At 62.5% G+C, this 13,077-nt stretch carries 11 protein-coding genes and 1 pseudogene; 9 read left to right on the top strand and 3 right to left on the bottom strand.

What is annotated here, in order from left to right:
• Positions 1-59: 59 nt before the first annotated feature.
• The gene (locus JVX98_RS23990; RefSeq protein ID WP_077967967.1) at positions 60-956 is read right to left on the bottom strand and encodes a LysR family transcriptional regulator; all 897 of its coding nucleotides are present in this window, start codon (positions 954-956) and stop codon (positions 60-62) included.
• A gap of 144 nt (positions 957-1,100) precedes the next feature.
• The gene (locus JVX98_RS23985; RefSeq protein WP_205237605.1) at positions 1,101-1,868 is read right to left on the bottom strand and encodes an SDR family NAD(P)-dependent oxidoreductase; all 768 of its coding nucleotides are present in this window, start codon (positions 1,866-1,868) and stop codon (positions 1,101-1,103) included.
• 172 nt (positions 1,869-2,040) lie between these two features.
• Here JVX98_RS23985 and JVX98_RS23980 point away from each other — a divergent pair, with 172 nt between their 5' ends.
• The 8 genes from JVX98_RS23980 to JVX98_RS23945 all read left to right on the top strand — a co-directional run bounded on the left by JVX98_RS23980 (position 2,041) and on the right by JVX98_RS23945 (position 10,684).
• The gene (locus tag JVX98_RS23980) at positions 2,041-2,805 is read left to right on the top strand and encodes a DeoR/GlpR family DNA-binding transcription regulator (RefSeq protein WP_034802440.1); all 765 of its coding nucleotides are present in this window, start codon (positions 2,041-2,043) and stop codon (positions 2,803-2,805) included.
• Between the two features lie 131 nt (positions 2,806-2,936).
• Complete coding sequence (gene glpD, locus JVX98_RS23975; protein WP_205237604.1) at positions 2,937-4,454, top strand: glycerol-3-phosphate dehydrogenase; 1,518 nt, start codon at positions 2,937-2,939, stop codon at positions 4,452-4,454.
• Between the two features lie 130 nt (positions 4,455-4,584).
• On the top strand, positions 4,585-5,655 hold the full coding sequence (locus JVX98_RS23970) for an ABC transporter ATP-binding protein (protein ID WP_205237603.1): 1,071 nt from the start codon (positions 4,585-4,587) through the stop codon (positions 5,653-5,655).
• Positions 5,656-5,677: 22 nt separating this feature from the next.
• Positions 5,678-6,748 carry an ABC transporter ATP-binding protein gene (locus JVX98_RS23965; protein ID WP_205237602.1) on the top strand — a complete coding sequence of 357 codons (1,071 nt, stop codon included), beginning with the start codon at positions 5,678-5,680 and terminating at the stop codon, positions 6,746-6,748.
• Between the two features lie 2 nt (positions 6,749-6,750).
• On the top strand, positions 6,751-7,617 hold the full coding sequence (locus JVX98_RS23960; RefSeq protein ID WP_034802451.1) for a carbohydrate ABC transporter permease: 867 nt from the start codon (positions 6,751-6,753) through the stop codon (positions 7,615-7,617).
• 22 nt (positions 7,618-7,639) lie between these two features.
• A complete protein-coding gene (locus JVX98_RS23955; RefSeq protein ID WP_043619107.1) occupies positions 7,640-8,458 on the top strand; it encodes a carbohydrate ABC transporter permease in 819 nt (272 codons plus the stop codon).
• Positions 8,458-8,880 carry a DUF2160 domain-containing protein gene (locus JVX98_RS23950; protein WP_192450946.1) on the top strand — a complete coding sequence of 141 codons (423 nt, stop codon included), beginning with the start codon at positions 8,458-8,460 and terminating at the stop codon, positions 8,878-8,880. The genes JVX98_RS23955 and JVX98_RS23950 overlap by 1 nt, the downstream gene beginning before the upstream one ends.
• Positions 8,881-8,962: 82 nt before the next feature.
• Entirely contained in the window at positions 8,963-10,684 is a 1,722-nt protein-coding gene (locus JVX98_RS23945; RefSeq protein WP_192450947.1) for an ABC transporter substrate-binding protein, read from the top strand.
• A gap of 110 nt (positions 10,685-10,794) precedes the next feature.
• Here the strand turns inward: JVX98_RS23945 and JVX98_RS23940 are convergent, their stop codons facing one another.
• Positions 10,795-11,247: a hypothetical protein gene (locus JVX98_RS23940; protein ID WP_205237601.1), complete on the bottom strand. Its 453-nt coding sequence runs from the start codon at positions 11,245-11,247 to the stop codon at positions 10,795-10,797.
• Positions 11,248-11,584: 337 nt separating this feature from the next.
• Between JVX98_RS23940 and JVX98_RS23935 the strand changes: the two are divergent.
• Positions 11,585-13,071 (top strand): annotated as a pseudogene (locus tag JVX98_RS23935) (nucleobase:cation symporter-2 family protein).
• Positions 13,072-13,077 lie beyond the last annotated feature (6 nt).

The following is a 13,077-nucleotide window of genomic DNA, read 5'->3' as shown; positions in this document are numbered from 1 at the left end:
GCTTCGCGCTTATGGCCGCATGGGTCAATAAGGCTGTTCCGTCGGTCGATAGAAAAAATCTATTGAACTTGATTTCGCTCGCCGAGAATGCGTGCTTCGTGCAGCAAGGCCGAGACCAGCGGCGTAAACGGCTCACGATGCGTCGCAACCAGACCGACGGTGTGACGGGCGTCCGGATCGACGATCGGGATCATCCGGATATCTTCGTGAAAACCGAATGATTTCGCGACGTTAAATGGCATGATGCTGGCCCAGCGGCCGGTGCGCACATGGGAAAAAAGCACGATCATCGAGTTCGATTCGAGCGTCGGCTTGGCCACGGCGCCCGCTTCGGAGAAATGCTGGTTGATGATACGGCGATTCTGCATATCGGCAGTCAATAGACAAAGCCGAACGTCGCTAACCTCTTTCCACGTCACGCTTTCCCGCTCCGAAAGCGGCGTTCCGGCGGCGGTGACGAGGTGATAGCGCTCGACTTGGAGCGGAACGCTGGTCACCCGGCCGAGCGGTTCGTTCTCCAGATAGGTGAGCCCCGCATCGATCTCGAGATTTTCGAGCAAAGCCAGAATCTGCACCGATGTCGTCGACAGCACGGAAAAGGTGACGTCAGGGTGCTTCTCCTGGAACGGCGCGGTGATCATTGGCACCATGGCAAGTGTCGTCGGCACCGCGGCCAGTCGGATATGGCCGGAAAGACCCTTGCGCGCCGCGCGCATCTCCTCGCGCATGGTGCGGGTGTCGCCGACGATCCGGCGCGCCCATTCGAGCACGCGCTGCCCCTCGGGCGTCAGCCCCTGAAAACGCGAACCGCGGCTGACGAGCATGACACCGAGCTGATCCTCGAGCTGACGAATGGCCGCCGACAACGTCGGCTGCGTCACGCCGCACTCCTCCGCCGCCCTGCCAAAGTGCCGTTCGCGTGCAAGAACGAGGAACATTTCCAGCTTGTCGATCATGGCTACCCTTTGAGGACTGGTCTGGCCCGCACCCTGCGGTCAAGGTCGAATGAATACGGTGCGGCTTGTCCCTTCTGTCCGCCTGTAAGAGCCTGCAAGAGAAGGTGACGGCAGGTGGATGCGGGGCAAATGCTGATCCCCTGTTCACACGATCAATTGCCCGCCATTCACTTCCAGCACCTGGCCGGTGATGTAGCCCGACAAGGCATGCGAGGCGAGGAAGAGATAGGCCGGTGCGCAGTCTTCCGCCGTCCCGAGCCGCCCGAGCGGAATGGTCTTGCGCGTCGCCTCCAGCTTCTCCGGCGACGAGTAGCGCTCGTGGAAGTCGGTGGTGATCGTGCCGGGCGAAACGCAGTTGACCCGGATGCCCTCAGGCGCAAGTTCCCGCGCCAAGGCCTTGGAATAGGTGGAGACGAAGGCCTTCGTCGCCGAATAGATCGACGACCCGGCGCTGCCGCCGGTCAGCGCCGAGATCGAGACGGTGTTGACGATCGCCGGGTGCGTGCCCTTGCGCAACAGCGGCAGCATCGCCCGCGTCATCTCGACGACGGCCGTCTGGTTGAGCTGAACGACGGTCTGGTACTGCTCGTCGGTCAGTTCAGCCGCCGGAAAGCGGCCAACCATGGTTCCGGCATTGTTGATCAGGATATCGACACTCTCGAAGCGGCTGCGCACGACATCGGCCAGCCCCTCGACACCATCCGGCGCGAGAAAGTCCGCTGTCGCCACATAGGCCCGGCCTTCCGTCGCCGCCGTTTCGAGAAAATCGGGCAGGTCGCCGATCGACCGGCCGGCATGGACGAGCACATGCGCGCCGCAATCCAGGAACTGGCGGGCAACCTCCAGCCCGATGCCGCGCCCGGCACCGGTGATCACGACGGTCATGCCCTTGAACAAGGCCGGATGAAACATGTCTTTCCCCTCTTCACTCCTAAGGCAGGGTCGCCTATCGCCGTAGCGAATGCAACGCGCGCCGACACCCTGGCCTCGCTGCGAAAGCGATTTCGCCGCAAACGCCGATTCTGAAATTGCGCGGCTTTCGTTTTTGCATATTATGAAACAAAACGAAAATGGGGAGGACGGAATGTATTTGACCGGTCGGCAGGAGGAGATCCTGGAACTGGCAAAAAGCGAGGGGCGGGTGCTGGTCGAGGAGCTGGCGCAGCGCTTTTCCGTCACGCCGCAAACCATCCGAAAGGACCTGAACGACCTCTGCGACGCCAAGATCCTGAACCGCATTCATGGTGGTGCGATCTTCCCGAGCGGCAAGGAAAACGTCAAATACGACGCCCGCCGCCAGATCGCGGCACCGGAGAAGCAGGCGATCGGGAAGGCCGCCGCCGAACTCATCCCCGACAACGCGTCGCTTTTCATCAATATCGGCACGACGACCGAAGCCGTGGGCGAGGCTCTGCTCGACCACAAGGAACTGATGGTCATCACCAACAACATCAATGTCGCCAACCGCTTACGCGTCTTCCCCTCGATCGAGGTGGTGATCACCGGCGGCGTCGTGCGCGGATCGGACGGCGGCATCGTCGGCGAAGCCGCCGTCGACTTCATCAAGCAGTTCAAGGTCGACTTCGCCGTCATCGGCGCCTCGGCGATCGACCATGACGGTGCGCTTCTCGATTTCGATTTTCGCGAAGTGAAAGTCGCCCAGGCGATCATCGCCAATGCCCGCCATGTCATCCTGGTTTCCGACTCGACCAAGTTCGAAAGAACCGCGCCTGTTCGCATCGGCCATATCTCGCAGGTTCAGACCTTCATCACCGATCGCTGTACGCTCGAAAATGTCAGGAAAATCTGTGTCGAACAGGATGTTCGCCTGATCGAAACCGACGCCTGAAACGGGAGATTTAGCCACCCCTTAAGATTCGCAGTGCATTCGTTTGACATTCGATATGTTTTCGTTTTAACTGATTTCACTTTCGCTGATGCATCAATTTGTGCATCGCGAAATGTGGAGGGGAAACAGCAGTGTCAGAGCAGGCAATCTACGACGTCTTCGTCATCGGCGGCGGCATCAACGGATGCGGCATCGCGCGCGACGCGGTCGGCCGTGGGTACTCGGTCGCCTTGGCCGAAATGAACGATTTCGCCTCCGGCACGTCCTCCGGCTCCACCAAGCTCATTCACGGCGGCTTGCGCTACCTCGAACATTACGAATTCCGCCTCGTGCGCGAAGCGCTGATGGAGCGGGAAGTGCTCTGGGCGATGGCGCCGCACGTCATCTGGCCGATGCGCTTCGTGCTGCCCTATCACAAGGGCGGCCTGCGCCCGGCCTGGCTCATCCGCCTCGGCCTCTTCCTTTATGATCATATCGGCGGCCGCAAGCTGCTGCCGGCAACGGCGACGCTGGACATGAACCGCGATCCCGCCGGCAAGCCGCTGAAGCGCCTGTTCAACAAGGCGTTCGAATATTCCGACGGCTGGGTCAACGACGCCCGCCTGGTGGTGCTCAACGCCCGCGACGCTGCCGACCGCGGCGCCGTCATCATGGCGCGCACCCGCGTCGTCTCGGCACGGCGCGACGGCGCCCTCTGGACGATCGAAACCGAAAACCAGGCAACCGGCGAACGCAAGACGCTCAAGGCCCGCATGCTCATCAATGCCGCCGGCCCCTGGGTCGACGCGGTTCTCTCGGGCGCACTCGGCAAGAACGACGTGCACAATGTCCGCCTCGTGCAGGGCAGCCATATCGTCGTGAAGAAGAAGTTTGACGATCCGCGCGCCTACTTCTTCCAGAACCCGGATGGCCGCATCATGTTCGCCATCCCTTACGAAGAAGACTTCACGCTGATCGGCACCACCGACCGCGACTATACCGGCAACCCGGCCGATGTCCGCATCAGCGACACCGAGGTCGATTATCTCTGCCAGGCAGCGAGCGAATATTTCCTCGAGCCGGTGACGAAGGACGATATCGTCTGGACCTATTCGGCCGTTCGCCCGCTCTACGACGACGGCGCCAGCAAGGCGCAGGAAGCAACGCGCGACTACGTGCTGCGGGTCGAGGGCGACAAGGGAGCGGCACCGCTGCTCAACGTCTTCGGTGGCAAGCTCACGACCTACCGCCGTCTCGGCGAGTCCGCACTCGAAAAGATCGGCGAGGCGATCGGCGTCAAGGGTCCGAAATGGACGGCCGGCTCCAGGCTTCCGGGCGGCGATTTTCCTGCCCAGGGCTACGGCGACGAAGTTGCAAGACTGCAGAAGCAATATCCCTTCCTTGCGCGCCAGCATGCGCGTCGCCTCGTGCGCCTCTATGGCACGCGCGCCGCCGCGCTGCTCGGTTCGGCGTCGAACGAGGCCGCTCTTGGCCACCATTTCGGCGCCGATCTCTACGAGGCCGAGGTCAAGTGGCTGATGACGCAGGAATGGGCACGGCACGCCGAGGACGTGCTGTGGCGGCGCACGAAACTGGGATTGAAGCTGACGCCGGGCGAGGCGTTAGCGCTGGAGGAATACATGCGGGGCGCGGCCAACGCAGCCGCCTGAGAACGCTCGCATGCAATGCATTTCCAGAACGGGCGCGCGCGTCCGGGAATGCAGAAGACCGATGAGACAGAGCGTTTCCGCGCTGGGGTGGAAAACGCTCGGACTGCCTTAGGGCTGGGTGGAGAATTCAATGCTTGAAATGAAGAAGATATCCAAGGTCGTGGGCGGGGAGACGCACATCTACCCGACCGACCTGGTGCTGGAGAGGGGGTCGCTGAACGTTCTGCTCGGCCCGACCCTTTCCGGCAAGACGTCGCTGATGCGGCTGATGGCCGGCCTCGACAAGCCCGCCTCCGGTTCGCTCATTTTCGACGGCGCCGACGTCACCGGCCTGCCGGTGCAGAAGCGCTCGGTCGCCATGGTCTACCAGCAGTTCATCAACTATCCGGCGATGACGGTCTATGAGAACATCGCCTCGCCGATGCGCATCAGCGGCGCCGACGCCGCCACCATCGACCGCGAGGTGCGCAAGGCCGCCGATCTCTTGAAGCTGACACCCTATCTCGACCGCACGCCCCTGAACCTCTCGGGCGGCCAGCAGCAGCGCACCGCGCTTGCGCGCGCCATCGTCAAGAATGCCGATCTCGTGCTGCTCGACGAACCGCTCGCCAACCTCGATTACAAGCTGCGCGAGGAACTGCGTGAAGAACTGCCGAAGATCTTCGCCGCCTCCGGCGCGATCTTCGTCTACGCGACCACCGAGCCCTCGGAAGCGCTGTTGCTCGGCGGCAATACGGCTGCCATGAGCCAGGGCCGCATTACCCAGTTCGGCAGGACGATCGACGTCTATCGCCGCCCGGTCGACCTGATCACCGCCCGCACCTTTGCCGATCCGCCGCTGAACTGCATCGAGCTGGTCAAGTCGGGCGCGGCCTTCACGCTCGACGGCAAGCCGGTGCTGACGGTGCCCACGCATCTGGCTGGCATCGCCGACGGTCCCTGCACGGTCGCGTTCCAGCCGCACCACATTTCATTCGACCGCCCGCACGGCGGCGGCGATGCGCTCACCGTCAAGACGGCGATCTCCGAGATCGCCGGCTCGGAAAGCTTCATTCACGTCGGCTTTGCCAATGCGCGCTGGGTGATGCTGGCGCCGGGCATCCACGACATCGAACCCGACGCGACCCTGGATGTCTTCGTCGATACCCGCCACCTGATGGCCTTCGGGCCGGACGGACGCGCCATCGGCGGCGCGGCCTAAAAGGGGGCGCTGGGAGGAAAACATGGCACGCATCAATCTCAACCATATCCGCCACGCCTATGGCGCCAAGCCGAAGTCGGAAAACGACTACGCGCTGAAGGAAGTGCACCACGAGTGGAACGACGGCGGCGCCTATGCGCTGCTCGGGCCCTCCGGCTGCGGCAAGACCACGCTGCTCAACATCATCTCGGGCCTGATCAACCCGTCCGAAGGCGAGATCCTCTTCGACGGCAAGGACGTGACGCATCTGTCGACCCAGGAACGCAACATCGCCCAGGTGTTTCAGTTCCCGGTCATCTACGACACGATGACGGTCTACGACAATCTCGCCTTCCCCTTGCGCAACCGGCATGTGCCGGAGGCCGAGGTCGACCGCCGCGTCAAGGAAACGATCGAAATGATCGGCCTTGGCGGCTGGGCGAAGAAGACGGCCCGGGGGCTTACCGCCGACCAGAAGCAGAAGATCTCGCTCGGCCGCGGCCTCGTACGCAACGACGTCAGCGCCATCCTCTTCGACGAGCCACTGACGGTCATCGATCCGGAAATGAAGTGGGTGCTGCGCTCGCAGATCAAGCGCCTGCACAAGCAGTTCGGCTTCACCATGGTCTACGTCACCCACGACCAGACCGAGGCGCTGACTTTCGCCGACAAGGTCGTCGTCATGTATGACGGCCAGATCGTCCAGATCGGCACGCCGGCGGAACTCTTCGAGCGGCCGCGCCACACCTTCGTCGGCTACTTCATCGGCTCGCCGGGCATGAACGTGCTGCCGGTCAAGCTCGACGGCAGCACCGCGACGGTCGGCGGCGAGCAGTTGGGTCTCACCTTCCAGCCCACGGTCAAGGCCGGCGCCAAGACCGAGCTCGGCATCCGTCCGGAATTCGTCTCGCTCGGCCGCGAGGGCATGCCGGTCGCGATCACCAAGGTCGAGGATATCGGTCGCCACAAGATCGTGCGCGCCCGTTTCGCCGACCAGCCGATCTCGATCATCGTCGACGAGGACGGCGAGATCCCCGCCGAACCGCGCGTCACCTTCGATCCGAAAGCCATCAACATCTACGCCGATTCCTGGCGCGTCGGCGAGGAGGCCTGACCATGGAGAAAACCTGGAACAACAAGGCCTGGTTCATGGTGCTGCCGGTCCTCGTGCTGGTCGCCTTCTCGGCCGTCATCCCGCTGATGACCGTCGTCAACTATTCGGTCCAGGACACCTTCGGCAACAACCAGTTCTTCTGGGCCGGCACCGACTGGTACGTCCAGGTGCTGACGTCCGACCGCTTCTGGGACGCGCTCAGCCGCAACCTGATCTTCTCGGCGATCATTCTCGCCATCGAAATCCCGCTCGGCATCATCATCGCGCTCAACATGCCGAAGAAGGGCCTCGGCGTGCCGGTCTGCCTTGTCCTGATGGCTCTGCCGCTCTTGATCCCGTGGAACGTCGTCGGCACCATCTGGCAGGTCTTCGGCCGCGTCGATATCGGCCTTCTCGGCCGCACGCTCGAAGCGATCGGCATCAACTACAATTACGTCCAGAACCCCGTTGCCGCCTGGGTCACGCTGATCGTCATGGACGTCTGGCACTGGACGAGCCTCGTCGTGCTGCTCTGCTATGCCGGCCTCGTCTCGATCCCCGACGCCTATTACCAGGCGGCCAAGATCGACGGCGCCTCGCGCTGGTCGGTGTTCCGCTACATCCAGCTGCCGAAGATGAAGCGCGTTCTGCTGATCGCCTTCCTGCTGCGGTTCATGGATAGCTTCATGATCTACACCGAGCCCTTCGTCGTCACCGGCGGCGGCCCGGGCAACTCGACCACCTTCCTGTCGATTGACCTCGTCAAGACGGCCATCGGCCAGTTCGACCTCGGTCCGGCGGCAGCGCTATCGATCATCTACTTCCTCATCATCCTGCTGCTCTCGTGGATCTTCTACACCGTGATGACCACGAGCGACGCGCAGGGCTGACAAAGGCGGGAGGAGAAACAAAATGCAAAAACAACCGCTTACCGAACGCCTCTCCTGGCTGGTGCCGACGATCTACATCGTCTTCCTGCTCCTGCCGATCTACTGGCTCGTCAACATGAGCTTCAAGGAAACGAGCGAGATCCTCAGCACCTTCTCGCTCTGGCCGGTCAATCCGACGCTCCGGAACTATGAGGTAATCTTCACCGATCCCTCCTGGTACAACGGCTATATCAACTCGATCATTTACGTCGTCATGAACACGGTGATCTCGGTGACGGCGGCGCTGCCGGCGGCCTACGCCTTCTCGCGCTACCGCTTCCTCGGCGACAAGCACCTGTTCTTCTGGCTATTGACCAACCGCATGGCGCCGCCGGCGGTCTTCGCGCTGCCCTTCTTCCAGCTCTATTCGGCCTTCGGCCTGATCGACACGCACATCGCAGTGGCGCTTGCACACTGCCTGTTCAACGTGCCGCTCGCCGTCTGGATCCTGGAAGGCTTCATGTCGGGCGTGCCGAAGGAGATCGACGAAACCGCCTATATCGACGGTTACTCGTTCCCGCGCTTCTTCGTGAAGATCTTCATGCCGCTGATCGCGTCCGGCATCGGTGTCGCCGCCTTCTTCTGCTTCATGTTCTCGTGGGTCGAACTCTTGCTTGCCCGCACGCTGACGACCACGGACGCCAAGCCGATCGCCGCCACCATGACCCGCACGGTTTCCGCCTCCGGTCTCGACTGGGGCGTGCTCGCCGCTGCCGGCGTGCTCACCATCATTCCGGGCGCGCTGGTGATCTATTTCGTTCGCAACTACATCGCCAAGGGCTTTGCCCTGGGGAGGGTATGATGACCGCTCAACCCATTCGCAAGGCGCGTTGGCAACTGCCGTTTGCCGCCGTTCTCGTCGTCTACGCCGCCGTTGCGGGGCTGCTCTTCAGCATGCTGCCGATCAAGGACGGCGCGCGCGACTGGTTCGCGCCGCTCATCCCCGGTGGCTGGATGGCCTGGTCGTTTCCGTCGGCCATGTTCTTCCTCACCATCTTCGCGCTGCTGTCGATGATGGCGGTCTGGGAATATGCCTCGCCCGGTGGCAACCCGCGCGTCGGCATCCTGCGCTTCGAGACGACACGGGGCGATCGCCTCTTCGTGTCACTGCTCGGCAGCGCCTTCATTCACCTCGCATGGCTCGGCTTCGTCGGCGGGCAGAACCTGTGGTGGGCGCTCGCGCTCTCCCTGGTCTATGCCGTCGGCGTCTTCCGCTACGTCTGAGGCGAACCGATTTGAGGGGCCGCTAAACCAGCGACCCCTCGAAAGCCAAAGAACCGCATTCGCAAACCTAAGGGAGGGAATTATGCGACGGCATCTTTTGACTACGACGGCAGCTATGCTGCTGGCATTCACCGGCACCGCATTCGCCGGCATGGACGAAGCCAAGAAGTTCCTCGACAGCGAGATCGGCGACATGTCCTCGCTCGACCGCGCGGCCCAGGAAGCCGAAATGCAGTGGTTCGTCGATGCGGCGAAGCCCTTTGCCGGCATGGAAATCAAGGTCGTTTCCGAAACGATCACCACCCATGAATACGAATCGAAGACGCTGGCCAAGGCCTTCTCCGACATCACCGGCATCAAGATCACCCACGACCTGATCGGCGAAGGCGACGTCGTCGAAAAGCTGCAGACGCAGATGCAGTCGGGCGAAAACGTCTATGACGCCTACATCAACGACTCGGATCTGATCGGTACCCATTGGCGCTACCAGCAGGCCCGCAGCCTGACCGACTTCATGGCCAATGAAGGCAAGGACGTCACCAACCCGAACCTCGACATCGACGACTTCATCGGCAAGTCCTTCACGACAGCACCTGACGGCAAGCTCTACCAGCTGCCCGACCAGCAGTTCGCGAACCTCTACTGGTTCCGCTACGACTGGTTCAACGACGAGAAGAACAAGGCGGACTTCAAGGCGAAGTACGGCTACGACCTCGGCGTTCCGGTCAACTGGTCCGCTTACGAAGACATCGCCGAGTTCTTCACCGGCCGCGAAGTCGACGGCAAGAAAGTCTATGGCCACATGGACTACGGCAAGAAGGACCCGTCGCTCGGCTGGCGCTTCACCGACGCCTGGCTGTCGATGGCCGGCAACGGCGACAAGGGCATTCCGAACGGCAAGCCGGTCGACGAATGGGGCATCAAGGTCGACGAGAATTCGCGTCCGGTCGGCTCCTGCGTTGCCCGCGGCGGCGACACCAACGGCCCGGCTGCCGTCTACTCCATCCAGAAGTACCTCGACTGGATGAAGGCCTATGCACCGGCAGCTGCCCAGGGCATGACCTTCTCGGAATCCGGCCCGGTCCCGTCGCAGGGCGAAGTCGCCCAGCAGATGTTCACCTACACGGCGTTCACCGCCGACTTCGTGAAGCCCGGTCTGCCGGTTGTCAACGAGGACGGCACGCCGAAGTGGCGTTTTGCTCCGAGCCCGCATGGCGTCTACTGGAAGGACGGCATGAAGCTCGGTTACCAGGACGCCGGTTCCTGGACGCTTCTGAAGTCCACGCCTGACGATCGCGCCAAGGCCGCCTGGCTCTACGCGCAGTTCGTGACCTCGAAGACCGTCGACGTGAAGAAGAGCCATGTCGGCCTCACCTTCATTCGCCAGTCGACGCTGGACCACAAGAGCTTCACGGACCGCGCTCCGAAGCTCGGCGGTCTGATCGAGTTCTACCGTTCGCCGGCCCGCCTGCAGTGGTCGCCGACCGGTACGAACGTTCCTGACTATCCGAAGCTGGCTCAGCTGTGGTGGCAGGCGATCGGCGATGCATCCTCGGGTGCCAAGACCGCTCAGGAAGCCATGGACTCGCTCTGCGCCGAGCAGGAGAAGGTTCTCTCCCGTCTCGAACGCTCGGGCGTTCAGGGCGACATCGGCCCGAAGCTCGCCGAAGAGCACGATCTCGAGTACTGGAACAAGGACGCCGTATCCAAGGGCAACCTCGCTCCGCAGCTGAAGATCGAGAACGAGAAGGAAAAGCCGCAGACCGTCAACTACGACGATCTGGTCAAGAGCTGGCAGAAGTAACAGGAAGGCCGCCCCAAAGCGGGCGGCCTTTTCTTTTCAGGAGATGCGGCACCGGGGTCGGCAACGGCCCCGGTATTTCTTTGCCGGCTGCCGCGGGACGCCGACCACGCCTACATGTGGGCAAGCCGCAGGCGCCCGGACTTCTCTAACCGGCGCTTGTCGAAGATTGCTCTGATCGCCTGCGTCGAGCCGTCATCCATCCGCACGCTCATGTCCATGTAGAGATGCTCGTCGACGATCGTGATGCGGATGTCGAAAGGCTTGCCGCGATAACGGCTGGCGCCATCCTCGTTCCAGCGACCGATGCCTTCGGCACTCGAACCCTCGACCCGGCCGAGATGGGTCACCGCGAACCATCCGTCCCTGCCCGTCACCTTCAGCACGGGGCCGTTCCGCCGGATCTCGACCGAGCAGCTCTCGCAGTCACCGGCACCGGAGACGACCTGCTGCCATTGCCCCTGGAAGCTCACGCCGCTCGCCCCGGCAACCGCAGGCCAGAGAACGATCAGCAGCGCGAGAAGCACACGACCGGGAGACGAAAAGGCCAATCTGCAAGATTTCATCGACATGATCCCAAACGAACCGTGGCGGAACCGTCGCACCCGGCGCGACGAACCATCGTCGTTTCGCATTGCAGCAACGTTGCATCGTTGCTAGGATCACCTCGTTCTTTGCCATGCCTTGGGTCTTTCTTCGGCAAGACGTGCCCGGTCAGAGCCGTTCGACGGTCAAATCCGGACCTTTTCCGCCCCGATCACCCCTCGACAACTCCCCCCGGAATCCGGAAAGTGTTTTCGTTCCGGCAAGACTTGCGACATTCTGTCTCGACAACCGAAGATAGCGTTTCCCCTGTTGGAGGACGGGGGGGCCGGACTGGTCGATGCAATGGGAGGAGGAACCATGAGCGACGTTTCCAGCATACACCCGGTGGACGAAAGGCTGCCCGTGGGCAGGCTTGCGACCCTCGGGTTACAGCATGTCCTTGTCATGTACGGCGGTGCCGTCGCGGTGCCCTTGATCGTCGGCCGCGCCTTGCAGCTCAGCCCTGAGGACGTCGCTTTTCTGATTTCGGCCGATCTTTTCGTTTGCGGCCTCGTCACCATCATCCAGTCGCTGGGCGTCGGCCGCAGCATCGGCATCCGGCTTCCGGTCATGATGGGCGTTACCTTCGCCTCGGTCGGCCCGATGGTCTCGATGGCAGCCATGACGCCCGGACAGGAGGGTGCCCGGATGATCTTCGGCGCGATCATCGGCGCCGGCCTCGTCGCGCTGCTGCTTGCGCCGGTCATGGGCCGGCTCCTGAGGTTCTTCCCCCCCCTGTGGTCACCGGCACGATCATTCTCGTCATCGGCGTTTCGCTGATGCGCGTCGGCGTGAACTGGATCTTCGGCAACCCCTTCGGCCCGACCGCACCCAAGCTCGTCGATCCAACCCATGCAGAATGGCTGGCGGAGCTCAAGAAGGCCGCAGCCACCGGAGGCCCGGCGGTTCCGGATGGCCTGGTGCTTGGCGCCAGCGTACCAAACCCGCTCTACGCCGAGCCGAGCCACATTGCGCTTGCCGGCTTCGTGCTCCTCTCCATTCTCGTGATTGCCCGCTTCGGCCGCGGATTGATCAGCAACATCGCGGTACTGACCGGCGTCGTCGTCGGCTGCGTCGTCGCCGCAGCACTCGGCATGATGCATTTCGACCGGGTGGCGGATGCCGGCTGGTTTGCCGTCGTCACACCGCTGCGCTTCGGCATGCCGATCTTCGATCCGGTGCTGATCGCCACCATGTCGCTGGTCATGATCGTTGTGATGATCGAATCGACCGGCATGTTCCTGGCACTCGGCGAAATCACCAACCGCGAAGTCTCAAGGCAGCAGTTGACGGCCGGCCTTAGGGTCGATGGTCTCGGCACCATGATCGGCGGCCTGTTCAACACCTTCCCCTATACGAGCTTCTCGCAGAATGTCGGCCTTGTCGGCGTCACCGGCGTCAAGAGCCGCTACGTCTGCGTGATGGGGGGCGTCATCATGATCGCGCTCGGCCTGATCCCCAAGATGGGCGCTCTGGTCGAAGCGGTTCCGACCTTCGTGCTCGGCGGCGCCGGCCTTGTCATGTTCGGCATGGTTGCTGCGACCGGCGTACGCATCCTGTCGAGCGTCGATTTCAAGTCGTCGCGCAACAACCTGTTCGTGGTCGCCGTCTCGGTCGGCTTCGGCCTGATCCCGCTGATCGCGCCGAACTTCCTGATCTGGCTGCCACATGCGATCCACCCGATCATCGAGTCCGGCATCGTGCTTGCTTCGATCTCGGCGGTCGTGCTCAACGCCTTCTTCAACGGTCTCAGCTTCGAAAGCACAGCCAGCGTCAATGCTGCCAAACTTGCCGATAGCCATTGAGCCAAC

It is taken from the genome of Ensifer sp. PDNC004, assembly GCF_016919405.1.
Classification (GTDB): domain Bacteria; phylum Pseudomonadota; class Alphaproteobacteria; order Rhizobiales; family Rhizobiaceae; genus Ensifer.
The sequence above is the reverse complement of the archived record's forward strand: the minus strand, read 5'-3'. Positions and strand labels throughout refer to the sequence as shown.

Coding starts and splice junctions, on each gene's coding strand:
- JVX98_RS23990 (WP_077967967.1), bottom strand. CDS start 956: ATGATCGACAAGCTGGAAATGTTCCTCGTTCTTGCACGCGAACGGCAC.
- JVX98_RS23985 (WP_205237605.1), bottom strand. CDS start 1,868: ATGTTTCATCCGGCCTTGTTCAAGGGCATGACCGTCGTGATCACCGGT.
- JVX98_RS23980 (WP_034802440.1), top strand. CDS start 2,041: ATGTATTTGACCGGTCGGCAGGAGGAGATCCTGGAACTGGCAAAAAGC.
- JVX98_RS23970 (WP_205237603.1), top strand. CDS start 4,585: ATGCTTGAAATGAAGAAGATATCCAAGGTCGTGGGCGGGGAGACGCAC.
- JVX98_RS23965 (WP_205237602.1), top strand. CDS start 5,678: ATGGCACGCATCAATCTCAACCATATCCGCCACGCCTATGGCGCCAAG.
- JVX98_RS23960 (WP_034802451.1), top strand. CDS start 6,751: ATGGAGAAAACCTGGAACAACAAGGCCTGGTTCATGGTGCTGCCGGTC.
- JVX98_RS23955 (WP_043619107.1), top strand. CDS start 7,640: ATGCAAAAACAACCGCTTACCGAACGCCTCTCCTGGCTGGTGCCGACG.
- JVX98_RS23950 (WP_192450946.1), top strand. CDS start 8,458: ATGACCGCTCAACCCATTCGCAAGGCGCGTTGGCAACTGCCGTTTGCC.
- JVX98_RS23945 (WP_192450947.1), top strand. CDS start 8,963: ATGCGACGGCATCTTTTGACTACGACGGCAGCTATGCTGCTGGCATTC.
- JVX98_RS23940 (WP_205237601.1), bottom strand. CDS start 11,247: ATGAAATCTTGCAGATTGGCCTTTTCGTCTCCCGGTCGTGTGCTTCTC.